This window comes from Sphingobium sp. 15-1, from assembly GCF_013375535.1.
Lineage (GTDB): Bacteria > Pseudomonadota > Alphaproteobacteria > Sphingomonadales > Sphingomonadaceae > Sphingobium > Sphingobium aromaticivastans.
Window position 1 is genome coordinate 2881151 of sequence record NZ_JABXJG010000001.1, and the last position, 24571, is coordinate 2905721.

Annotated in this window: 17 protein-coding genes and 1 pseudogene; 13 read left to right on the top strand and 5 right to left on the bottom strand. The window is 59.9% G+C overall.

The window, feature by feature from the left end; genetic code table 11:
• Positions 1-69 precede the first annotated feature (69 nt).
• The 4 genes from HUK72_RS13745 (at position 70) to HUK72_RS13760 (ending at position 5204) form a co-directional block, all read left to right on the top strand.
• Positions 70-828: a GntR family transcriptional regulator gene (locus tag HUK72_RS13745; protein ID WP_176597256.1), complete on the top strand. Its 759-nt coding sequence runs from the start codon at positions 70-72 to the stop codon at positions 826-828.
• Positions 829-1005: 177 nt separating this feature from the next.
• A protein-coding gene (locus HUK72_RS13750) for an IS3 family transposase (RefSeq protein ID WP_369805960.1) occupies positions 1006-2369 on the top strand; the annotation gives its coding sequence in 2 pieces (ribosomal slippage) (positions 1006-1353 and positions 1356-2369; 1362 coding nt in all).
• A gap of 61 nt (positions 2370-2430) precedes the next feature.
• Positions 2431-3582, top strand: a complete 1152-nt coding sequence (locus HUK72_RS13755; RefSeq protein WP_176597856.1) for an FAD-dependent monooxygenase — start codon at positions 2431-2433, stop codon at positions 3580-3582.
• A gap of 164 nt (positions 3583-3746) precedes the next feature.
• Entirely contained in the window at positions 3747-5204 is a 1458-nt protein-coding gene (locus tag HUK72_RS13760) for a 4-hydroxyphenylacetate 3-hydroxylase N-terminal domain-containing protein (protein ID WP_176597257.1), read from the top strand.
• Between the two features lie 214 nt (positions 5205-5418).
• Here HUK72_RS13760 and HUK72_RS13765 read toward each other — a convergent pair whose 3' ends face one another.
• Positions 5419-6072, bottom strand: coding sequence for a TetR/AcrR family transcriptional regulator (locus HUK72_RS13765; RefSeq protein ID WP_176592423.1), 654 nt, complete (start codon positions 6070-6072; stop codon positions 5419-5421).
• A 67-nt stretch (positions 6073-6139) separates the two neighbouring features.
• Positions 6140-7957 carry a sigma-54-dependent Fis family transcriptional regulator gene (locus HUK72_RS13770; protein ID WP_176592424.1) on the bottom strand — a complete coding sequence of 606 codons (1818 nt, stop codon included), beginning with the start codon at positions 7955-7957 and terminating at the stop codon, positions 6140-6142.
• Between the two features lie 607 nt (positions 7958-8564).
• On the opposite strand from HUK72_RS13770, the gene HUK72_RS13775 reads away from it, so the two are divergent.
• The 3 genes from HUK72_RS13775 to HUK72_RS13785 are packed head-to-tail and all read left to right on the top strand — an operon-like array spanning position 8565 to position 11970.
• Entirely contained in the window at positions 8565-9437 is an 873-nt protein-coding gene (locus HUK72_RS13775; protein WP_176597258.1) for a VOC family protein, read from the top strand.
• Positions 9438-11072 carry a long-chain fatty acid--CoA ligase gene (locus HUK72_RS13780; RefSeq protein WP_218035974.1) on the top strand — a complete coding sequence of 545 codons (1635 nt, stop codon included), beginning with the start codon at positions 9438-9440 and terminating at the stop codon, positions 11070-11072.
• 52 nt (positions 11073-11124) lie between these two features.
• A complete protein-coding gene (locus HUK72_RS13785) occupies positions 11125-11970 on the top strand; it encodes an alpha/beta fold hydrolase (protein WP_176592420.1) in 846 nt (281 codons plus the stop codon).
• Positions 11971-12522: 552 nt separating this feature from the next.
• Here HUK72_RS13785 and HUK72_RS27270 read toward each other — a convergent pair.
• Positions 12523-12671: pseudogene (locus HUK72_RS27270) on the bottom strand (alcohol dehydrogenase); the annotation flags it as partial.
• A gap of 360 nt (positions 12672-13031) precedes the next feature.
• Here HUK72_RS27270 and HUK72_RS13790 point away from each other — a divergent pair.
• Both HUK72_RS13790 and HUK72_RS13795 read left to right on the top strand, forming a co-directional pair.
• Positions 13032-14267: an FAD-dependent monooxygenase gene (locus HUK72_RS13790; protein WP_176597259.1), complete on the top strand. Its 1236-nt coding sequence runs from the start codon at positions 13032-13034 to the stop codon at positions 14265-14267.
• 164 nt (positions 14268-14431) lie between these two features.
• Positions 14432-15889 carry a 4-hydroxyphenylacetate 3-hydroxylase N-terminal domain-containing protein gene (locus tag HUK72_RS13795; protein WP_176597257.1) on the top strand — a complete coding sequence of 486 codons (1458 nt, stop codon included), beginning with the start codon at positions 14432-14434 and terminating at the stop codon, positions 15887-15889.
• A 214-nt stretch (positions 15890-16103) separates the two neighbouring features.
• On the opposite strand, the gene HUK72_RS13800 is transcribed toward HUK72_RS13795, so the two are convergent.
• Both HUK72_RS13800 and HUK72_RS13805 read right to left on the bottom strand, forming a co-directional pair.
• Entirely contained in the window at positions 16104-16757 is a 654-nt protein-coding gene (locus HUK72_RS13800; protein ID WP_176592423.1) for a TetR/AcrR family transcriptional regulator, read from the bottom strand.
• Positions 16758-16824: 67 nt separating this feature from the next.
• Complete coding sequence (locus HUK72_RS13805; RefSeq protein ID WP_176597260.1) at positions 16825-18594, bottom strand: sigma-54-dependent Fis family transcriptional regulator; 1770 nt, start codon at positions 18592-18594, stop codon at positions 16825-16827.
• A gap of 296 nt (positions 18595-18890) precedes the next feature.
• Between HUK72_RS13805 and istA the strand changes: the two genes are divergently transcribed.
• The 4 genes from istA (at position 18891) to HUK72_RS13825 (ending at position 24552) form a co-directional block, all read left to right on the top strand.
• A complete protein-coding gene (gene istA / locus HUK72_RS13810) occupies positions 18891-20354 on the top strand; it encodes an IS21 family transposase (protein ID WP_176597857.1) in 1464 nt (487 codons plus the stop codon).
• Positions 20354-21163 carry an IS21-like element helper ATPase IstB gene (gene istB / locus HUK72_RS13815; RefSeq protein WP_007686496.1) on the top strand — a complete coding sequence of 270 codons (810 nt, stop codon included), beginning with the start codon at positions 20354-20356 and terminating at the stop codon, positions 21161-21163. Before istA ends, istB begins: the two co-directional genes overlap by 1 nt.
• Before the next feature lie 881 nt (positions 21164-22044).
• Positions 22045-22917 (top strand): VOC family protein, encoded by an 873-nt coding sequence (locus tag HUK72_RS13820; RefSeq protein ID WP_176597258.1) that lies wholly within the window; start codon positions 22045-22047, stop codon positions 22915-22917.
• Complete coding sequence (locus tag HUK72_RS13825) at positions 22918-24552, top strand: long-chain fatty acid--CoA ligase (protein WP_218035974.1); 1635 nt, start codon at positions 22918-22920, stop codon at positions 24550-24552.
• Positions 24553-24571: the final 19 nt, after the last annotated feature.

A 24571-nucleotide genomic window follows, 5' to 3' on the forward strand; every position in this document is an offset into this window, starting at 1 on the left:
AGCATGGATCAAGACAGTGATGCGAAAATCGCGCGCTGCGCATGCAAGTGGAGAGGGAGTTTCGGTTTCATGGCCGATGATGTTGCGTTCGGTATTACTTCAGGCCGGGCTGATAGAAATGGCATCCGGTTGCCGGGCCGTATCGTGGCCGAGGTGGACGCCAAGACGCTTTCCGAGCGGACATATGAACAGATCCGAGCCGACATTCAGTCCGGGATGCTTGCGCCTGGCTCGAAACTGTCCACCATAGCGCTCAAGAACAAATATGGCACAAGTCTGAGCACTGTTCGCGAGGCGCTCACCCAGCTTGCGGGAAATGCGCTCGTAACGCAGGAAGGCCGGAAGGGGTTTCGAGTAGCGCCGGTCTCGCAGGACGATCTTCAGGATCTGATCTTCATTCGCAAGTTGCTCGAAGGCGCGGCCATTGCCCGCTCGATCAGCTTCGGCGGCGACGCATGGGAAAGCGCGGTTGTCGGCGCCTATCACGAGCTTCAGCATGTCGAAAAGCGTCTCGCGGCGGCGATCGCGCGGGACGGCGAGGAAGAAATTTCTCGTCTGGACTCGATCTGGGACGAAAAGAACGACCAATTCCACATGGCCGTTGTTTCGGCGTGTGAATCGCCTCGTCTTCTCCAGCTATATCGGGATCTTTACGAACACACCGCCCGATACAGGCGGGTGACGTTCAAGCGTGCGGCCCCTGTCCTCAGAACGGTTGATGAGGAGCACAAGAATATCTTCGAAGCGGTCATCGCGAGAAATATCGAGAAGGCGCAAGCCTTTTCGGCCGAACATCTGGAAGGAATACTGAGCTATTTCACGAAATGAGATTGAGTGAATTACAACAGGAGGGTGAGAGGATCACGCAGGGACCATGAGTCTACAGGAGACAATCACTACCAGGAATGTTGTTATCGAAGTGTTCCGCGTCAGCACCAATGGCACAGATTTGAGGTTGTGATTTAAGGAGGGTTGGGGCTTCGTCGTAGTGACGAAGGAACGAAGATGAAGCCCCAACCCTCCTTGAAAAAATCGCCGGTGAAGGCCCCTGCTGAGCGGGTGGTGAAGGACATCCGGCGGCAGACCCGGCGGCACTTCTCGGCCGAAGACAAGATCCGGATCGTGCTTGATGGGCTGCGCGGCGAGGACAGTATTGCCGAGCTGTGCCGCAAGGAAGGCATCGCGCAGAGCCTGTACTACACTTGGTCGAAGGAGTTCATGGAAGCGGGCAAGCGCCGCCTGGCCGGCGACACCGCCCGGGCAGCGACCACCGGTGAAGTGCAGGACCTTCGCCGCGAGGCGCGCGCTTTGAAGGAATGCGTGGCCGACCTGACGCTGGAAAACCGTCTGCTCAAAAAAAGCATGATCGCGGATGGGGGCGACGACGAATGAGGTATCCCGCATCGGAAAAGCTCGAGATCATCCGGATCGTCGAGCAGTCGCATCTGCCCGCCAAGCGCACACTGGACAAGCTCGGCATCGCCCGCCGGACGTTCTACCGCTGGTACGATCGCTACCTTGCAGGCGGCCCGGAGGCCCTGGAGGATCGACCCTCGGCCCCGAGCCGGGTGTGGAACCGGATCGCGCCCGAAGTGCAGGACCAGATCGTCGAGATGGCGCTGGATTACAGCGAGCTGTCACCGCGTGAGCTGGCGGTGCGCTTCACCGACGAGAAGCACTACTTCGTGTCCGAAGCCACGGTTTACCGCCTGTTGAAGGCCCATGACCTGATCACCAGCCCGGCCTATGTCGTGATCAGGGCCGCCGATCAGTTCCACACCAAGACCACCCGGGTGAACGAGATGTGGCAAACAGACTTCACCTACTTCAAGATCATCGGGTGGGGCTGGATGTACCTGTCGACGGTGCTCGACGACTTCTCGCGTTACATCATCGCCTGGAAGCTGTGCACCAACATGCGCGCAGAGGATGTGACCGACACGCTGGACCTCGCGCTCGCGGCTTCCGGCTGCGACAGCGCCAAGGTGCTGCACAAGCCCAGGCTACTGTCGGATAACGGCCCCAGCTACATCGCGGGCGAGCTGGCGGAATACATCGAGGCCCGGAACATGAGCCACGTGCGCGGCGCCCCGATGCATCCGCAAACACAGGGCAAGATCGAGCGCTGGCACCAGACCCTGAAGAACCGCATCCTGCTGGAAAACTACTTCCTGCCCGGTGACCTCGAGGCCCAGATCGAGGCCTTCGTCGAGCACTACAACCATCACCGTTACCACGAGAGCCTGAACAACGTGACGCCCGCCGACGCCTACTTCGGCAGGGCGCCGGCCATCATCGAACGACGAGAAAGGATCAAGCGACAGACCATCGAACATCGGCGCTTGCAGCACCGCAAGCTTGCCGCCTAACATCAACCCCCAGACGAGGCCCGCACTCCGCTAATTTACGCCGCGAGATGCGCCAAATGTTCTGACGACGGACAACGGCTTCGAGCCAACTGTCGTCGAACGCTCGCCTGGCCCACGCAAGGGCGGCTTTGCAATAGATCTTCGCGGTGCGGCGGTCGAGGTGGCCGATCGCATGGGCATATTGGAAGCCTGTCGCAAGGCGGCGGTCAACATGCGCGAGATCCGACGGTACAATGCCGAAGGTGAGGTCATCTGGCAGACCGACGGAAACTTCGGAGCGGGCGAAGGTGTCGCTGGCGACGTCGAGGTGCTGCGGGACGACCTGACCGACATGCTTCAGGAAAGCGCCTGTGAAGGCGTGGAATATATCTTTGGAGATTCGATCACCTCGATCACCCAGGACGACGACGGCGTTGATGTGACGTTCGCGCATGGCGCCCCCCGCCGCTTCGATCTGGTGATCGGTGCGGATGGGCTACATTCCAAGGTTCGCGAGCTTACATTTGGTCCTGCAAATCAGTTCAAGCGACCGCTGGGGCTCTATGCCGGAATTTTCACGATCCCCAATACGCTGAAGCTCGACCGTCAATGGCTGATGCGTCAGATGCCCGGAAAGATGATCAGCAACATCGACTATGGCCCGGGCAAGCTCACGCGCGGCCTATTGGTATTTTCATCGCCACCGCTGGATTTCGACAGAGGCGACCTGGAAGAGCAGAAGGAAATCCTCGCCAAAGCGTTTGATGGCGATACAAGCTGGGGCGTGCAGACTCTGCTCGATGGGCTCCGCATCAGCACCGACCTGTACTTCGACGAGGTCACGCAGATACACATGCCGCGCTGGTCAAATGGGCGCGTCGCCCTGATCGGCGATGCCGGATACGCGCCTACATTGCTGACCGGGCAGGGAACGAGTCTCGCGGTTGTCGGCGCCTACGTGTTGGCCGGGGAACTCAAGGCGGCGGGCGGGGACTACCAAATCGCTTTCGCGCGCTATGAGGAAGAAGCACGGCCATATGCCGAGCAGAACCAACGGATATTGACCGATTGTCCCGAAATGTCGGTACCCGACACGAAAGAGGAAGTCGACAGGAGGGAAGAGCGTTTTCGCCTCCTGCAGGATGATCCGAATGCCGTAGACGACGACTCTGCCGGTATCTTTATCCAGTCTGCGGCAAATTTCATTCAATTGAAGGATTACGAGAAATCGTAACAAGCACGCGGGGTTAGTTTTCCTGATCCGCGCAATATCGCATGAAACATACGTGGTGGGTTCTAATGACTTTCGGACGACCGGAAGTCACTTACCGACGGATGACTCGCGGCCGGCCTTGAGGATTTTCAAACAAGCTTTTCAAATAGAAAGAGGACTTAATCATGGGTATTAAAACTGGGGATGACTACAGGGCTTCGCTGCGTGATGATCGACAGCTGTTTATCGACGGGAAGTTAATCACGGATGTGACCGAATATGGCCCTTTGAAAGGTGTGATCAGCACTATCGCAGGCATCTACGATCAGCAGAATGATCCGTCATTCAAGGAGATGCTGACTTTCAGGTCGCCTTCCACGGGAGACGTGGTGAGCAAGACCTATCTGGAGGCGAGGACCAAGGAGGAGTTCGAGCAGCTGGCGGCCTGCTACCATGTGCGTGCCCAGACCACCTTCGGCCTGATGGGGCGATTGACCGATTTCATGTCGGCCTACCTTATGGACCAAGTTTGTGCGTTGCGCGTACTAGGCAAGGATGAGGCGGCCGACAAGGCCCAGAAGATCATCGACAATTGCCGGGAGAATGACCTTCAGGTCACCCACGCACTCATCGATCCCCAGACAGACCGATCGAGGGATGACGCGCCCAGCGAAGCCGTTCGGGTCGTGGAGCGTCGGGCCGATGGTGTGGTGGTAAGCGGCTGCCGCCTGCTTTCGACGCTCGCCCCTGTCGCAAACGAATGCTATATTGGCCCCTATTTTCCGCGCAAAGCGGGAGAGGAAGACTTCGTTCTTGCCTTCCAGTTGCCCATGAACGCACCGGGCCTCTCGATCCTGGCGCGCCAAACCTATGATAACGGCCAGAATTCCTTCGACCGTCCCTTGACCAGCCGCTTCGACGAGGGGGACGCCATCCTCGTCTTCGACAAGGTTTTCGTCCCGAACGATCGCCTGATCGTCAACGGTGATTTGGAAGCCTATAACGGGATCATGCAGTTCGGCGCTGGCTATATGGTGATCCAGGCTTGTACGCGTTCGACTATGAAGACGCGTTTCCTGACCGGGATGGCAACGGCCGTCGCACGCATGAACAAGCGCGACAAGACGCCCAAATTCCAGGCTGCCATCGGCGAGCTTGTCGGTTGGGTCAACATCGCCGAAGGTATCCGAACCGCGAGCATCGTCGATGCCCAAAAGCGCATCGAGGCATTTGCTAAGGGCGAGAAAATAGCTGCGGGTGACGGCCTGTCCAGTCCGGTTTTTCAGACCGTTTCGGGCTTCGCGGCGCTCAATTTCCTGTTTCCCTATATCAATACCAAGGCGGTAGACGTCCTGCGATTGGCTGCGGGATCGGGCGTCCTGGCCCCGACCGAGGCCGACTATGACCGGCCGGAGGTGGGATCGATGATGGATCGCTACCTCATAGCGGAAGGCTTCGATTCCAAGGAGCGCCTGAAATTGCTGAAAATGGCCTGGGACATGACGGGCACCGAATTCGGTTCCCGGCAGGGCTTGTACGAGCGCCTCTACTCGGGCGATCCGGAGCGTAATGCCATTAACTGGTTCAAAAATCCGAGCACGGGGGAGTGCGCCTCGCTGATAGACAAGTTTTTCCAGATGTGAGGAAGCTGCGGCCGACCCGCTCTCCGGCGGATTGGGGGTCGGCCGCACCGCTTCGGCGCAAGTCGAAGCGGCATTTCGGCTTCATTCGCGGCGGTGTCTTGAGCCACTAAAGAGGTGGGAAACCGTAATACAACGCGGCGTTCGACACACCGTTAACTTGACACCTTTTAGCGAAATCCTGCGCGCACGCGGAGGCTGATCGCGGTGGCGGCTGCTAGAGACGGATACCCCCTTGATCGTCGGTCATGCCGCTCGAGTTTTGGCAAGATTGTTCATTTGCAACCAAAGCAAACTGATTAGGCAGCGGCGTGCTGGCCAGAACTTCCGCCTGCATCACCGAGATGCCGATTATGCGCAGGGACAACTCAATGCACTCGTCCTCGAAGGACTGATCCCGGCTATGAGCGAGAATGTCCTGGATCGCGCCATGCAGGCAGGCAAACACCATTCTCAAGGCCCGCTCCACATTGAGGAAATGGATCTGGCCCAACTGCTTGCCAACCGAGAACTGCGTCCTGAAGAGCCTGGAAAAGTCGGAGCTGTAAGTGTCACTCGCCACCAGCTCTTTTGCCATGCATCGCGCCCACAGGTGATCCGCCCGCGATCGACACAGCACGAGCCGCAGGAGATATGAAATATTCCGGGTGACGTCCGATTCATCGGAGATCATGTCGCGCGCGACAGCAACGAAATCCGCGCTGCAGCTGTCGTAGATGGCGTCGAGTATGTCCTGCTTCGAGCTGAAGTGATTATAGAAACTGCCGAAGCCTACATCAGCTTCCTCGGTGATATCGGCGATAGTGGCTGCCTCGGGATTCCGGTTCATCATGATGCGTCGTGTCGCGTCGATAAGTTTCTGGCGCGTCATCAGCCGCGTCCGGGTCGAACGCCTCATCGTAGCGGTAGACCTCTCCGTCACAAAACCTCCATTGCGATCATTGCTTGCCGTCCAGCCGCTTAATCCGATGATCGAGCTGCCCACGCGAAATCTTGAGCAAGCGTGCGGCGTGCGACACATTGCCGTCGGTGGCCTTGAGAGTCGCACGGACCACGGCGTCTTCGATCTCGAACAGGCCCAGGCCTTGATTGACCACTGCATTTTCGGCAATCGAAGCGATCGAGCCGTTGTCGGCTAGGGCGCCCGTAGCGTCGCCTTCTGGCATGGCACCGCCGGCATTCAGCACAATCCGGCCGAACTGATTCAACCCAAGCAGGCTGGACTCGCTGAAGGCGCTGTCGAGCGTGAAGAGATGCTCGATATCGATCGGACAATGCGCATCGGCGAGGACGACGCCACGCTCAAGCACGTTCTCAAGTTCCCTAATGTTGCCGGGCCAAGGATAGCTGATCAATGCATGAAGCGCCCGCGTGGATATCCCCGGGATGCTCCGTCCGTGCTTCTCCGCAAATTTCTGAAGGAACCGCCTGACCAGGATGGGGATGTCGTCCTTACGGTCGCGCAAGGGCGGTACCATGATTGGGATGACGTTCAATCGGTAGTAGAGATCTTCGCGAAATCCCCGCGTCCTCACGGCCTCGGTGAGATCCTCGTTGGTCGCCGCGATCACGCGGACGTCCACCCTTACCGTCTTGTTGCTTCCCAGCCGTTCCAGTTCGCCGGTTTGGAGGACGCGAAGCAGCTTTCCCTGCGAGCCCGGAGAGAGGAGTCCGACTTCATCGAGGAAGATTGTGCCCCCATCTGCAGCCTCGAAGCGCCCCTTGCGCGATTCAGTGGCGCCGGTAAAGGCGCCCTTCTCGGCCCCGAACAGTTCGGATTCGAGGAGTTGGTCTGGAATCGCGGCGCAATTGAGCTCAACGAACGGCGACTTGGGATGACCCATCCGGTGAAGCTCGCGGGCGAACATGCTTTTGCCGACGCCGCTTTCGCCTTGCAGGAACACCGTGGCTCGCGTCGGAGCCGCTCTCGCAATCCTGCGCATCACCATTCTGAACGCGGGGGAGTCGCCTACCGGGCTCTCCGGCGCCCCCCCCACCTCGCCTTCGCCCTCATCCGCTGAAGCGCCCGACGGCGGCGAATCTCCAGCGCGGACGGACCCGGAATGGCGCAGATTGTCGTGGCCGGTCCCGCAGTGATGGTCCTCACCTGCCAGCACTTCCCAATCGTCCGCGCGCTTGCAGACCACGCGGCAGACAGGGAAACCCATTGAGCGGCATTCGACCTCGCGCGCCAAGATCGACTTCCCGGTAAAGGCGCTCAAATAGCCCGACGCATATCCTGCCTGCATCCAGCATGTGGGCTCCTGCGACTTGCCGTAGGTTGTCGTGTGCATCTCTTCCTCGGCGCAGTCGCGCCACAGGAACTCGCCGTAGAAATGTTCATCTTCCTCGCTGATCTCCAGCTTGACTAGTTCGACGGTCACGATCCCTTCGATCGAATGGAACTGCATTCCCGTCGCAATGGCTTCGATAACGCCGGTATTGCTGTCGCTTAGCTTGCGGGCCATTTGCCCGTCATCTTCTCCCGAGAGATAGCCGATCCGGGCCAGCAGGCCCTTGGTCAGTTCAAGCCCCACCGTATCGATCAGTTCGGACCTGAGCACGCCGAGGAATTTCGCCTGCAGGAGGATCATGCGCCGGTCGTCGAACCAAATCCGTCCACGCGCCGGATCGAACATCAGGCGTTGAAGGAGGTCGGTAATCCGGTGGCCGTTGATCCGGCTCGCGCCGGTTTCGCCGGCCAGCATTATGTGGCCGCGATCCTGAAAAGTATCCTTATTCTGGACGGTCGCCAATAGCCCTCTCCTGGCACCTGCTTAGTTATTTTCGATGCGGTCGCCGCGATCCAGCTTGTCGCCTTCTCGCGGGCGGAGCGCCGCGACACCGAGCATTGTTACATAGTTATCGTGGTAGATCGTAGGGCCGAATGTGTCAATGTAGCTGATGAGCGCGTCAAATATGATGGATCATTTCCTGTTTGTCGATTGACGCTGGCCCCAAAAAACATGGCTTTCCGTGAAAGCAGCTCGAGAGAACCGAGACACACGAAACAATCGATGATCGCGTTCAGCATCGCACCCATTTCTCTCAAAATTTGTTGTTTAATCTCAATGGGTTGATTTTGAGTGTCCGGCCGTTACGGCTCGCGGCGCAACTTGGCACATCCTTTGCATAGGAGGGCGCAATACAAGCACTGCCTAGTGCATCAAGGGCTGGGCGAATAAACAAGCGAGGGGATGTTCGGATGAGGAAAGTTATAGGCAGGTCGCAACAAGTTTCGCTGTGTTCGATTGCGCTCGTGTTATCTTCGTTCGGCCTTGGCTACGCGCCGGCTTTCGCCCAGACGCCGCAGGACGGCGCCGATGCGAATATTGCCGATGATGCTCGTGAAAGGAAATGCAGATGATAATCAGGACTGCCTATTTTGGCTTTGAGGTATCGGATCTGGATGCGTGGGAGCGTTATGCGGGGTTGATCGGTGTTGGCGTCGAGCGGTCGGGCGATGGGCTGTTCTACCGGATCGACGAGAAGGCCCGGCGCTTTCACTTTGTGAACGGACCTGCGGACGACATCGCCTGGGTCGGCTGGGACGCGGGGAGCCAGGAGAACTTCGATCATCTGCGCTCGCATCTCGACAGCCTTGGTATTGCGATGCGGGATGGCGACGACGCGTCCGCCCGGTTGCGGGGCGTGGAGCGGTATTTCCAATTTGTCGGACCCGTCGGAGCTCGGCACGAGATCGCGCTGGGCCTGGAAGATGCGGAATTCCCTTTTGTTTCGAACAAGGTCCCGCACGGTTTCTTGACTGGTGATCAGGGGCTCGGTCATGCCGCCTTCAACTCAACCGATCACAAGGGCGACGAGAAGTTCATGCGCGAGGCGCTGTTCGCGCAGCTTTCTGACTATATCTACCAGCCGCTGCCCGATGGCAGCACGATGCATGCCTCGTTCCTGCACACCAGCCCGCGCCATCATTCGATCGCCTTCGCCGAGGGGCTGGGAGGAGAGAGCAAACTCCATCATTTCGAGTTGGAAATGAATAATATGGAGGATGTCGAGAGGGCGTATGAACGCGTGCAGGCCGCCGGGATCGCTATCGGACTGACACTGGGTCAGCATTCCAACGACCGGATCGTGTCCTTCTACGCGCACACGCCTTCCAAATTCATGATGGAAATAGGCCATGGCGGCCTCAGGATCGATGACGAGGAGAGCTGGGAGCCGGTGATCCACGATCGCATCAGCGAATGGGGTCACGAGTTCCAGCCCGTCTAAATGATCGAGGAGAAAGACGTGCTGCCGGGCTTGATGCAGAATGCTCAACTGAATATTGCCGACGTCCTGCGTTTTGCGGCCGCGGCGCATGGCGGCCGGGAGATCGTGTCGAAGAATGTGGATGAGCCGATATGGCGCTATGATTATGCGCGGGCCTGGAAGCGCGCGACGCAGGCGGCGCAGGCGCTTGTCCGGCGAGGCGTGGCGCCTGGCGACCGGGTAAGTTCGCTGGCGTGGAACACGCACCGGCATTTCGAGCTGTTCTTCGCGGTGCCGGGTATGGGGGCGGTGCTGCATACCGCCAATCCGCGCCTGCCCGACGACCATCTCGTCTTCACCATCAACCATGCGGGCAGCAAGGTGTTGCTGCTCGATCGCAACATGGTCGAGATCGTCGACCGGATCCGGGACCGGCTGGAGACGGTCGAGCATTACGTCCTGCTGAGCGACCCCGATCGCGCGATCGACGGCTGGGGCTGTTATGAGCGCCTGATCGCCAATGAGGCCGGAGACTTTGACTGGCCGCGGTTCGACGAGAATGCGGGCGCGTTCCTGTGCTACACGTCGGGCACGACGGGCGATCCCAAGGGGGTGCTCTATTCGCATCGTTCGGTCGTGCTGCACGGGCTGGCGGCGGGCCTGAGCGGCGCGCTCAACTTCTCCGCCTTCGACGTGGTCATGCCGTGCCAGTCGCTCTATCACGCGACCGCCTGGGGTCTGCCCTTTGCGGGTGCGATCAACGGTGTGAAGTTCGTCTTCCCCTGCGACAGGTTCGACGGCGCCAGCCTGCAGCAACTCATAACGAGCGAAGGCGTCACCTTCTCGGGCGGCGTGCCGACGATCTGGACGCTGTATCTCGATCATCTGGCGCGAACCGGCGAGACGCCGGGCAGCCTGCAACGGGTGATCATTGGCGGTTCGGCCGTGCCGCGCGACATGGCGGTGGCGTTCGACAAGCTCGGCGTCGTGGTGCAGCAGATCTGGGGCATGACCGAGACCAGCCCGCTCGGCGTCGTCTCCACGCCCACGCCCGCGCTGGCCGCGTTGGGCAAGGACGAGGAGAACGAAACCATCTGGACCCGGCAAGGCCGGATGATGTTCGGTATCGCGATGAAGATCGTCGATGAGGACGGCAATAACCTGCCGCATGACGGCGAAGCATCGGGTGCCTTGATGGTGCGCGGACCCTGGGTGCTGGAGCGCTATTATCGCACCGAAGCTTCGGCAACCGATAGCGAAGGCTGGTTCGACACCGGCGACATCTCCACCATCGACCGGTTCGGCTTCATGCGGATCACCGACCGCAAGAAAGACGTGATCAAATCGGGCGGCGAATGGATCAGCTCGATCGATCTGGAAAATATCGCGGCCGGGTGTCCAGGCGTGAAGGTGGCTGCCGTGGCCGGGGTGCATCATCCCAAATGGGAGGAACGCCCGATCATGCTCGTCGAACCCCTGGAAGAAGGATCGGTGTCGGACGCGGCGATGCGCAGTTGGCTGGAACCTCGCATCGTCAAATGGTGGATGCCCGACCGCATCATCATCGACACAGTCCCGCTCACAGCCACTGGCAAGATCGACAAGAAGGCGATCCGCGACAGATACGGCCAAATGCTTGCCGAACCGGCAGCCTGAGGGCGGTCCCGGCGAACCTCACCTTCATACCCCATTACATCTGGAGACGATAATGACCGATACCCTGGCGCCCGAAAGCCGGTTCGCCGATGCCGCCGATGGCCGCGTCCACTACCATAGCTGGGATAGCTGGGGCGAAGGACCGGCCATCATCCTGATCCACGGCGGTGGTCCGGGCGCCTATGGCTACAGCAATTATCGAAAGAATATCGGCCCGCTCTCGCGGCGCAACCGGGTCATCGTCCTTGACCTGCCAGGTTATGGCCAGTCCGCGCCGCGCGCTCAGCCTGACGGCCTCATCGTCGCGCTCGCCAATTCGGTGCGCGATGTCATGGACCATGCCGGCATAGAAACTGCCAGCCTGGTGGGTAACTCGCTGGGCGGCATGACGTCCCTGCGCTTGGCGCTCGACACCCCCGAGCGGGTCGACAAGCTGATCCTGATGGGGCCGGGTGGCGGTCTGCCGACCTTGTCGCCGTTCCCGACAGAAGGGTTGCAGCGCATGCTCGACTTCTATGGCGGGGAGGGACCGACGCTCGAAAAGCTCGCGCGGGTCACCGACCTGCTGGTTTACGACCGCTCATCGATCACATCGGAGTTGCTGGAGGAACGCCTCAGGATCGCCTCGCTGCCCGAGACGGTCGCCAATCCGCCCCTGCGCACCTTGATGGCGCACCCCAAGGACCATCTCTGGAAACAGGGGCTCGAAAGGCTCGCAAGCCCGACCCTCATCGTCTGGGGCGCCGAAGATCGCGTCCTACCGCTCGACGCCGGGTTCATCCTGCGCAAGCTCATCCCCAATGCCGACATGCACATCTTCTCCAAATGCGGCCACTGGGCACAATGGGAACGTCCCGACGAGTTCAACGCACTGGTGGATAACTTCGTTAATCGGTGACTCCTTACCAGGCACGGTTCTTGGAGACCGCAGACCCTCGGAAACTCGGACGACTTTTGGCAACGCGTGAGCGTTAGATGTCATGGGAATGGCCAGAGCAAAGTATAAGACGGGCTATGAACGGTTCGGCGCCCAAAAGGGCGATTAGGGATCGGCGGGCGAGCTGGCTGGCAGCGCCCACAACGACGTCGTTGCGAGCATATACCTGAATATGGTGGCGAGTTGCTCGGCTGACCAGTCGCCGACGGATCACCCCCCCGAGACCGCCTATCGCAGCGCTCTAGGCCGCGAGTTCGGATATCGCTCTGTGCAGACGCATAAACCTAAGAAGTGCCCAATTGAGGCTATGCGGATATAAAAGGTCAACGTGCTGACGGGCGTCGCATTGTAACCAGCAGAATTCATTCCCTGTCCGCCGCGTAACCTCGCCGAGCGCACCTATAACATCACACGCTGGCAACCGATGTCTGCAGGCGACGATATGCGGCACTGGAGGAGCCGCTCTCCTTCGCGGGCGAGATACGTCGTCTTTCCCATTTCCTCGAGCGCGCAGCCCTTAGCACCGCCGAAGCACTGCCCCGCCAAACGGGGCCGGCGACGAGTCGGAACGGACACAACCTGACCTCCTTGCCCGCTTCGGCGACTCCGATCACGGTCGAGGCGCCTCAGCCTCGGTGGCACGCCGACAAACTCTGCATCATGTTTGATATTGTTATCAGCTGTGATAATTGTGTTCCGAATTGTCCTTATCCGTCTCCAGGTGCCTTACTCAAAGAGTTCGTGACGACGACGATTCCTGAGGAAGGCAAATGCTTCAACGCAGCAGATTTTCCGATTTAACTTAATATAAACAATCACATCGTCCTTTTCGATGCGTTGCCATCTCAGATGGCACGGAAGTTGCTGTATCACGGAGGAGCGCCTGAGGATTGTCACCTGAGTCAAGTGCTGCGCCCGGCAACTAATCGCATCAGCGATGAACGCCTGCGCAGCCGTGGTCCACTCCTTGAACGCAGCAATGAGAAAATCGCCGTAGTTGGATACGGCATCTGGAGATGATAATGTCGAGTAAGACGGAAACCCAGCTTCTAAATCGTTCGGTTCTTATTTCCGGTGCTGGCTCAGCAGGGCAAAGTGTCGGCTACTGGCTGCGTCGTTACGGCTTCGAGCCAACTGTCGTCGAACGCTCGCCTGGCCCACGCAAGGGCGGCTTTGCAATAGATCTTCGCGGTGCGGCGGTCGAGGTGGCCGATCGCATGGGCATATTGGAAGCCTGTCGCAAGGCGGCGGTCAACATGCGCGAGATCCGACGGTACAATGCCGAAGGTGAGGTCATCTGGCAGACCGACGGAAACTTCGGAGCGGGCGAAGGTGTCGCTGGCGACGTCGAGGTGCTGCGGGACGACCTGACCGACATGCTTCAGGAAAGCGCCTGTGAAGGCGTGGAATATATCTTTGGAGATTCGATCACCTCGATCACCCAGGACGACGACGGCGTTGATGTGACGTTCGCGCATGGCGCCCCCCGCCGCTTCGATCTGGTGATCGGTGCGGATGGGCTACATTCCAAGGTTCGCGAGCTTACATTTGGTCCTGCAAATCAGTTCAAGCGACCGCTGGGGCTCTATGCCGGAATTTTCACGATCCCCAATACGCTGAAGCTCGACCGTCAATGGCTGATGCGTCAGATGCCCGGAAAGATGATCAGCAACATCGACTATGGCCCGGGCAAGCTCACGCGCGGCCTATTGGTATTTTCATCGCCACCGCTGGATTTCGACAGAGGCGACCTGGAAGAGCAGAAGGAAATCCTCGCCAAAGCGTTTGATGGCGATACAAGCTGGGGCGTGCAGACTCTGCTCGATGGGCTCCGCATCAGCACCGACCTGTACTTCGACGAGGTCACGCAGATACACATGCCGCGCTGGTCAAATGGGCGCGTCGCCCTGATCGGCGATGCCGGATACGCGCCTACATTGCTGACCGGGCAGGGAACGAGTCTCGCGGTTGTCGGCGCCTACGTGTTGGCCGGGGAACTCAAGGCGGCGGGCGGGGACTACCAAATCGCTTTCGCGCGCTATGAGGAAGAAGCACGGCCATATGCCGAGCAGAACCAACGGATATTGACCGATTGTCCCGAAATGTCGGTACCCGACACGAAAGAGGAAGTCGACAGGAGGGAAGAGCGTTTTCGCCTCCTGCAGGATGATCCGAATGCCGTAGACGACGACTCTGCCGGTATCTTTATCCAGTCTGCGGCAAATTTCATTCAATTGAAGGATTACGAGAAATCGTAACAAGCACGCGGGGTTAGTTTTCCTGATCCGCGCAATATCGCATGAAACATACGTGGTGGGTTCTAATGACTTTCGGACGACCGGAAGTCACTTACCGACGGATGACTCGCGGCCGGCCTTGAGGATTTTCAAACAAGCTTTTCAAATAGAAAGAGGACTTAATCATGGGTATTAAAACTGGGGATGACTACAGGGCTTCGCTGCGTGATGATCGACAGCTGTTTATCGACGGGAAGTTAATCACGGATGTGACCGAATATGGCCCTTTGAAAGGTGTGATCAGCACTATCGCAGGCATCTACGATCAGCAGAATGATCCGTCATTCAAGGAGATGCTGACTTTCAGGTCGCCTTCCACGGGAGACGTGGTGAGCAAGACCTATCTGGAGGCGAGGACCAAGGAGGAGTTCGAGCAGCTGGCGGCCTGCTACCATGTGCGTGCCCAGACCACCTTCGGCCTGATGGGGCGATTGACCGATTTCATGTCGGCCTACCTTATGGACCAAGTTTGTGCGTTGCGCGTACTAGGCAAGGATGAGGCGGCCGACAAGGCCCAGAAGATCATCGACAATTGCCGGGAGAATGACCTTCAGGTCACCCACGCACTCATCGATCCCCAGACAGACCGATCGAGGGATGACGCGCCCAGCGAAGCCGTTCGGGTCGTGGAGCGTCGGGCCGATGGTGTGGTGGTAAGCGGCTGCCGCCTGCTTTCGACGCTCGCCCCTGTCGCAAACGAATGCTATATTGGCCCCTATTTTCCGCGCAAAGCGGGAGAGGAAGACTTCGTTCTTGCCTTCCAGTTGCCCATGAACGCACCGGGCCTCTCGATCCTGGCGCGCCAAACCTATGATAACGGCCAGAATTCCTTCGACCGTCCCTTGACCAGCCGCTTCGACGAGGGGGACGCCATCCTCGTCTTCGACAAGGTTTTCGTCCCGAACGATCGCCTGATCGTCAACGGTGATTTGGAAGCCTATAACGGGATCATGCAGTTCGGCGCTGGCTATATGGTGATCCAGGCTTGTACGCGTTCGACTATGAAGACGCGTTTCCTGACCGGGATGGCAACGGCCGTCGCACGCATGAACAAGCGCGACAAGACGCCCAAATTCCAGGCTGCCATCGGCGAGCTTGTCGGTTGGGTCAACATCGCCGAAGGTATCCGAACCGCGAGCATCGTCGATGCCCAAAAGCGCATCGAGGCATTTGCTAAGGGCGAGAAAATAGCTGCGGGTGACGGCCTGTCCAGTCCGGTTTTTCAGACCGTTTCGGGCTTCGCGGCGCTCAATTTCCTGTTTCCCTATATCAATACCAAGGCGGTAGACGTCCTGCGATTGGCTGCGGGATCGGGCGTCCTGGCCCCGACCGAGGCCGACTATGACCGGCCGGAGGTGGGATCGATGATGGATCGCTACCTCATAGCGGAAGGCTTCGATTCCAAGGAGCGCCTGAAATTGCTGAAAATGGCCTGGGACATGACGGGCACCGAATTCGGTTCCCGGCAGGGCTTGTACGAGCGCCTCTACTCGGGCGATCCGGAGCGTAATGCCATTAACTGGTTCAAAAATCCGAGCACGGGGGAGTGCGCCTCGCTGATAGACAAGTTTTTCCAGATGTGAGGAAGCTGCGGCCGACCCGCTCTCCGGCGGATTGGGGGTCGGCCGCACCGCTTCGGCGCAAGTCGAAGCGGCATTTCGGCTTCATTCGCGGCGGTGTCTTGAGCCACTAAAGAGGTGGGAAACCGTAATACAACGCGGCGTTCGACACACCGTTAACTTGACACCTTTTAGCGAAATCCTGCGCGCACGCGGAGGCTGATCGCGGTGGCGGCTGCTAGAGACGGATACCCCCTTGATCGTCGGTCATGCCGCTCGAGTTTTGGCAAGATTGTTCATTTGCAACCAAAGCAAACTGATTAGGCAGCGGCGTGCTGGCCAGAACTTCCGCCTGCATCACCGAGATGCCGATTATGCGCAGGGACAACTCAATGCACTCGTCCTCGAAGGACTGATCCCGGCTATGAGCGAGAATGTCCTGGATCGCGCCATGCAGGCAGGCAAACACCATTCTCAAGGCCCGCTCCACATTGAGGAAATGGATCTGGCCCAACTGCTTGCCAACCGAGAACTGCGTCCTGAAGAGCCTGGAAAAGTCGGAGCTGTAAGTGTCACTCGCCACCAGCTCTTTTGCCATGCATCGCGCCCACAGGTGATCCGCCCGCGATCGACACAGCACGAGCCGCAGGAGATATGAAATATTCCGGGTGACGTCCGATTCATCGGAGATCATGTCGCGCGCGACAGCAACGAAATCCGCGCTGCAGCTGTCGTAGATGGCGTCGAGTATGTCCTGCTTCGAGCTGAAGTGATTATAGAAACTGCCGAAGCCTACATCAGCTTCCTCGGTGATATCGGCGATAGTGGCTGCCTCGGGATTCCGGTTCATCATGATGCGTCGTGTCGCGTCGATAAGTTTCTGGCGCGTCATCAGCCGCGTCCGGGTCGAACGCCTCATCGTAGCGGTAGACCTCTCCGTCACAAAACCTCCATTGCGATCATTGCTTGCCGTCCAGCCGCTTAATCCGATGATCGAGCTGCCCACGCGAAATCTTGAGCAAGCGTGCGGCGTGCGACACATTGCCGTCGGTGGCCTTGAGAGTCGCACGGACCACGGCGTCTTCGATCTCGAACAGGCCCAGGCCTTGATTGACCACTGCATTTTCGGCAATCGAAGCGATCGAGCCGTTGTCGGCTAGGGCGCCCGTAGCGTCGCCTTCTGGCATGGCACCGCCGGCATTCAGCACAATCCGGCCGAACTGATTCAACCCAAGCAGGCTGGACTCGCTGAAGGCGCTGTCGAGCGTGAAGAGATGCTCGATATCGATCGGACAATGCGCATCGGCGAGGACGACGCCACGCTCAAGCACGTTCTCAAGTTCCCTAATGTTGCCGGGCCAAGGATAGCTGATCAATGCATGAAGCGCCCGCGTGGATATCCCCGGGATGCTCCGTCCGTGCTTCTCCGCAAATTTCTGAAGGAACCGCCTGACCAGGATGGGGATGTCGTCCTTACGGTCGCGCAAGGGCGGTACCATGATTGGGATGACGTTCAATCGGTAGTAGAGATCTTCGCGAAATCCCCGCGTCCTCACGGCCTCGGTGAGATCCTCGTTGGTCGCCGCGATCACGCGGACGTCCACCCTTACCGTCTTGTTGCTTCCCAGCCGTTCCAGTTCGCCGGTTTGGAGGACGCGAAGCAGCTTTCCCTGCGAGCCCGGAGAGAGGAGTCCGACTTCATCGAGGAAGATTGTGCCCCCATCTGCAGCCTCGAAGCGCCCCTTGCGCGATTCAGTGGCGCCGGTAAAGGCGCCCTTCTCGGCCCCGAACAGTTCGGATTCGAGGAGTTGGTCTGGAATCGCGGCGCAATTGAGCTCAACGAACGGCGACTTGGGATGACCCATCCGGTGAAGCTCGCGGGCGAACATGCTTTTGCCGACGCCGCTTTCGCCTTGCAGGAACACCGTGGCTCGCGTCGGAGCCGCTCTCGCAATCCTGCGCATCACCATTCTGAACGCGGGGGAGTCGCCTACCGGGCTCTCCGGCGCCCCCCCCACCTCGCCTTCGCCCTCATCCGCTGAAGCGCCCGACGGCGGCGAATCTCCAGCGCGGACGGACCCGGAATGGCGCAGATTGTCGTGGCCGGTCCCGCAGTGATGGTCCTCACCTGCCAGCACTTCCCAATCGTCCGCGCGCTTGCAGACCACGCGGCAGACAGGGAAACCCATTGAGCGGCATTCGACCTCGCGCGCCAAGATCGACTTCCCGGTAAAGGCGCTCAAATAGCCCGACGCATATCCTGCCTGCATCCAGCATGTGGGCTCCTGCGACTTGCCGTAGGTTGTCGTGTGCATCTCTTCCTCGGCGCAGTCGCGCCACAGGAACTCGCCGTAGAAATGTTCATCTTCCTCGCTGATCTCCAGCTTGACTAGTTCGACGGTCACGATCCCTTCGATCGAATGGAACTGCATTCCCGTCGCAATGGCTTCGATAACGCCGGTATTGCTGTCGCTTAGCTTGCGGGCCATTTGCCCGTCATCTTCTCCCGAGAGATAGCCGATCCGGGCCAGCAGGCCCTTGGTCAGTTCAAGCCCCACCGTATCGATCAGTTCGGACCTGAGCACGCCGAGGAATTTCGCCTGCAGGAGGATCATGCGCCGGTCGTCGAACCAAATCCGTCCACGCGCCGGATCGAACATCAGGCGTTGAAGGAGGTCGGTAATCCGGTGGCCGTTGATCCGGCTCGCGCCGGTTTCGCCGGCCAGCATTATGTGGCCGCGATCCTGAAAAGTATCCTTATTCTGGACTGCGTGGCGACAACTACGATGGCCGGTTGAGCGGCAACTATGATGGCCGGTAGGATCGGTTGTCTGGGCTGATCGTAGGGAGGGGCGTAGCCCTGACCGGAGAGCGGACCAGACAACCGATGGCGATCTTTTTCCCCTTCTTTTGGGGGGCTGATCGGGGCTGTGGCGGGCGGTGGTATCGGAACACTCATCGAACAACGAGCGATGGGTTTGCGATGCCGGGCCACCACATTTCCGATCAGCAGGTATTTCTCTTCATGACCCATCGTCGCCAACACACCCAGGCCGTCGCGGCTGCCAAGGCCGGTATCAGCGAGCGCAGCGCACGCCGGATCGAGAACGATCCGCAGCTTCCGTCCCAGAAGAAGAAGGAGCGCCACTGGCGCACCCGCGCCGATCCGCTCGAGCCATTCTGGCCACGCGTCGAGGAGTTGCTCCAGATCGACGGTATCATTGCCGTCACGGTCTTCGAGACGCTCCAGGACGAGTTCGGCGAGGATGCTGTTCCCGATGCGATACGACGAACACTTGAACGCCGGATCGCCCGCTGGCGGGCACTGCACGGCGGCGAGAAGGAGATCTTCTTCCCGCAGCATCATGAGCCCGGTCGGCAGGGCCTGTCGGATTTCACGGTATGCGACAGTCTCAAGGTCACCGTTGCCGGCGAGACCCTAGCCTATCGCCTTTACCACTTCCGCTTGGCGGCGAGTGGCTGGGAGCATGCGGCTGTCGTGCTGGGCGGGGAGAGCTTTGCCGCCCTTTCGGAGCACCTGCAGGATGCCTTGTGGAAGCTGGGCGGCGCGCCGGCCGAACACCGCAGCGATTCCCTGTCAGCCGCCTACAAAAACCTCGACGCCGATGCGCAGCGGGATTTTACCCGAAGCTATGACGAGCTGTGCCGTCATTACGGCATGCTCGCTACCCGCAACAACCGCGGCGAGGCGCACGAGAACGGATCGATCGAAGGTCCGCATGCCCATCTCAAGCGACGGCTCGATCAGGCCTTACGCCGGCGGGGAAGCCGCGATTTCGTCAGCATCGAGGCCTGGCGCGAGTTCGTTGAGGCGCAGGTCGCCAGACAGAACCGGCGGCATGCTGCGCGCATCGATGCAGAACGCAGGGTACTCAAGGCGCTGCCCGCAAGGCGAACCACCGATTTCGCCATGGTCACCGTCGATGTCACCCGCAACGGCACCGTCGCCATCGATCGGGTTACCTATTCGGTGCCTTCCCGCCTCGTCGGACGGCGCCTCAACGCGCATCTCTTTGACGATCGCATCGAGCTCTTCCTCGGTCCGGACAGGGTAATGTCCACGCCGCGTGTGCGGATCAGTCATCCCCACCGGGGGCATAGCATCGATTTCCGGCACATGATCGGTAACCTGCGCCGCAAGCCCGGTGCACTGCGCAACCTCGTCTACCGCGAAGCCCTGTTCCCCGATCACGCCTACCGGCGGGCCTGGCAAGCCTTCGATGCCCAACTCGATGGACGGCAGGCCTGCCGCGATGCCGTCGCGCTGCTCGATATCGCCGCCAGGGGCGACTGTGTCGACGTGCTGGCCCGGCGGATCGATGAGGCTCTCGACAGCGGGCGCTTGCCCGATGTCGATGCGCTCAGGGACGAGTTCCTGCCAACCGCAAGATCGCAGCGCGATGTCGCTATCCCGCCACCCGATCTGCACAGCTACAACAGCTTGATCGCCAGCGGGGAGGTGCACTGATGACCCGCACCAAGGATCAGGCCGCCGCCGTACTGCCTACCCTGCTGAAGGCCTTGCGCCTGCCGAGCATCAACCGCAACTGGAAGCGCCTCACCGACACCGCCGATCGCGATGGCTGGCCGGCCGCCAACCTGCTGGCCTCGCTTCTCGAGATCGAGATGGCTGATCGCTCCTCCCGGCGCATCCAGCGCCATCGCGACCAGTCCGGCTTGCCCGCAGGCAAGACCTTCGCCACCTTCGATTTCGACGCCGCCCCCGGCATCCGCAAACCGCACCTCTTGTCCCTCGCCGCCGGTGACGACTGGATCGAGAACGGCGGCAACCTGCTGCTGTTCGGCCAGAGCGGGACCGGCAAGACGCACGCAGTTGCCGCCATTGGCCATGCCCTCATCGACACGGGGCGGCGCGTCCTGTTCTGCTCCACCACCGACATGGTCCAGAAGCTCCAGTCCGCGCGCCGCGACCTCAGCCTGCCCGCCATGCTCGACAAGCTCGACAAGTTCGATCTCATCGTGCTCGACGATCTGTCCTACGTCCGCAAGGACCAGGTCGAGACCAGCGCCTTGTTCGAGCTCATCGCCCACCGCTACGAACGCCACTCGCTCGCCATTACCGCCAACCAGCCATTTTCGGCATGGGACAACGTCTTCCCTGATCCCGCTATGACTGTCGCCGCGATCGACCGCCTCGTGCACCACTCGACCATCATCGAGATGAACGGCGAAAGCTACCGCAAACGTTCCGCCGTCGCCCGTATCAACGCCGGCGATTACGACCCGCCGAATGGCGCCCCGGACCGGCCATCATAATTGTCGCTGGCTTCGCGCTCGGGAGCACCCTTGCTGAGGCAACGGGTAATTGTCGCCAGCGGCAATTACATGCCAACCATCCCATGCGCTTCAGACCCTCGCTTCCGGCCAGCGTCAGCGACAATTACCCAGCGTCGTAATTGTCGCTCGACGGTTGCTCCCCGCAACAGCAAATGGTAGCCAGAATTCACCAACCGGCGCGGCCACCTATCGGCCATCATAATTGACGCCGACCGGACTCCGTAATCGTCGCGCTACACTGGACGGTCGCCAATAGCCCTCTCCTGGCACCTGCTTAGTTATTTTCGATGCGGTCGCCGCGATCCAGCTTGTCGCCTTCTCGCGGGCGGAGCGCCGCGACACCGAGCATTGTTACATAGTTATCGTGGTAGATCGTAGGGCCGAATGTGTCAATGTAGCTGATGAGCGCGTCAAATATGATGGATCATTTCCTGTTTGTCGATTGACGCTGGCCCCAAAAAACATGGCTTTCCGTGAAAGCAGCTCGAGAGAACCGAGACACACGAAACAATCGATGATCGCGTTCAGCATCGCACCCATTTCTCTCAAAATTTGTTGTTTAATCTCAATGGGTTGATTTTGAGTGTCCGGCCGTTACGGCTCGCGGCGCAACTTGGCACATCCTTTGCATAGGAGGGCGCAATACAAGCACTGCCTAGTGCATCAAGGGCTGGGCGAATAAACAAGCGAGGGGATGTTCGGATGAGGAAAGTTATAGGCAGGTCGCAACAAGTTTCGCTGTGTTCGATTGCGCTCGTGTTATCTTCGTTCGGCCTTGGCTACGCGCCGGCTTTCGCCCAGACGCCGCAGGACGGCGCCGATGCGAATATTGCCGATGATGCTCGTGAAAGGAAATGCAGATGATAATCAGGACTGCCTATTTTGGCTTTGAGGTATCGGATCTGGATGCGTGGGAGCGTTATGCGGGGTTGATCGGTGTTGGCGTCGAGCGGTCGGGCGATGGGCTGTTCTACCGGATCGACGAGAAGGCCCGGCGCTTTCACTTTGTGAACGGACCTGCGGACGACATCGCCTGGGTCGGCTGGGACGCGGGGAGCCAGGAGAACTTCGATCATCTGCGCTCGCATCTCGACAGCCTTGGTATTGCGATGCGGGATGGCGACGACGCGTCCGCCCGGTTGCGGGGCGTGGAGCGGTATTTCCAATTTGTCGGACCCGTCGGAGCTCGGCACGAGATCGCGCTGGGCCTGGAAGATGCGGAATTCCCTTTTGTTTCGAACAAGGTCCCGCACGGTTTCTTGACTGGTGATCAGGGGCTCGGTCATGCCGCCTTCAACTCAACCGATCACAAGGGCGACGAGAAGTTCATGCGCGAGGCGCTGTTCGCGCAGCTTTCTGACTATATCTACCAGCCGCTGCCCGATGGCAGCACGATGCATGCCTCGTTCCTGCACACCAGCCCGCGCCATCATTCGATCGCCTTCGCCGAGGGGCTGGGAGGAGAGAGCAAACTCCATCATTTCGAGTTGGAAATGAATAATATGGAGGATGTCGAGAGGGCGTATGAACGCGTGCAGGCCGCCGGGATCGCTATCGGACTGACACTGGGTCAGCATTCCAACGACCGGATCGTGTCCTTCTACGCGCACACGCCTTCCAAATTCATGATGGAAATAGGCCATGGCGGCCTCAGGATCGATGACGAGGAGAGCTGGGAGCCGGTGATCCACGATCGCATCAGCGAATGGGGTCACGAGTTCCAGCCCGTCTAAATGATCGAGGAGAAAGACGTGCTGCCGGGCTTGATGCAGAATGCTCAACTGAATATTGCCGACGTCCTGCGTTTTGCGGCCGCGGCGCATGGCGGCCGGGAGATCGTGTCGAAGAATGTGGATGAGCCGATATGGCGCTATGATTATGCGCGGGCCTGGAAGCGCGCGACGCAGGCGGCGCAGGCGCTTGTCCGGCGAGGCGTGGCGCCTGGCGACCGGGTAAGTTCGCTGGCGTGGAACACGCACCGGCATTTCGAGCTGTTCTTCGCGGTGCCGGGTATGGGGGCGGTGCTGCATACCGCCAATCCGCGCCTGCCCGACGACCATCTCGTCTTCACCATCAACCATGCGGGCAGCAAGGTGTTGCTGCTCGATCGCAACATGGTCGAGATCGTCGACCGGATCCGGGACCGGCTGGAGACGGTCGAGCATTACGTCCTGCTGAGCGACCCCGATCGCGCGATCGACGGCTGGGGCTGTTATGAGCGCCTGATCGCCAATGAGGCCGGAGACTTTGACTGGCCGCGGTTCGACGAGAATGCGGGCGCGTTCCTGTGCTACACGTCGGGCACGACGGGCGATCCCAAGGGGGTGCTCTATTCGCATCGTTCGGTCGTGCTGCACGGGCTGGCGGCGGGCCTGAGCGGCGCGCTCAACTTCTCCGCCTTCGACGTGGTCATGCCGTGCCAGTCGCTCTATCACGCGACCGCCTGGGGTCTGCCCTTTGCGGGTGCGATCAACGGTGTGAAGTTCGTCTTCCCCTGCGACAGGTTCGACGGCGCCAGCCTGCAGCAACTCATAACGAGCGAAGGCGTCACCTTCTCGGGCGGCGTGCCGACGATCTGGACGCTGTATCTCGATCATCTGGCGCGAACCGGCGAGACGCCGGGCAGCCTGCAACGGGTGATCATTGGCGGTTCGGCCGTGCCGCGCGACATGGCGGTGGCGTTCGACAAGCTCGGCGTCGTGGTGCAGCAGATCTGGGGCATGACCGAGACCAGCCCGCTCGGCGTCGTCTCCACGCCCACGCCCGCGCTGGCCGCGTTGGGCAAGGACGAGGAGAACGAAACCATCTGGACCCGGCAAGGCCGGATGATGTTCGGTATCGCGATGAAGATCGTCGATGAGGACGGCAATAACCTGCCGCATGACGGCGAAGCATCGGGTGCCTTGATGGTGCGCGGACCCTGGGTGCTGGAGCGCTATTATCGCACCGAAGCTTCGGCAACCGATAGCGAAGGCTGGTTCGACACCGGCGACATCTCCACCATCGACCGGTTCGGCTTCATGCGGATCACCGACCGCAAGAAAGACGTGATCAAATCGGGCGGCGAATGGATCAGCTCGATCGATCTGGAAAATATCGCGGCCGGGTGTCCAGGCGTGAAGGTGGCTGCCGTGGCCGGGGTGCATCATCCCAAATGGGAGGAACGCCCGATCATGCTCGTCGAACCCCTGGAAGAAGGATCGGTGTCGGACGCGGCGATGCGCAGTTGGCTGGAACCTCGCATCGTCAAATGGTGGATGCCCGACCGCATCATCATCGACACAGTCCCGCTCACAGCCACTGGCAAGATCGACAAGAAGGCGATCCGCGACAGATACGGCCAAATGCTTGCCGAACCGGCAGCCTGAGGGCGGTCCCGGCGAACCT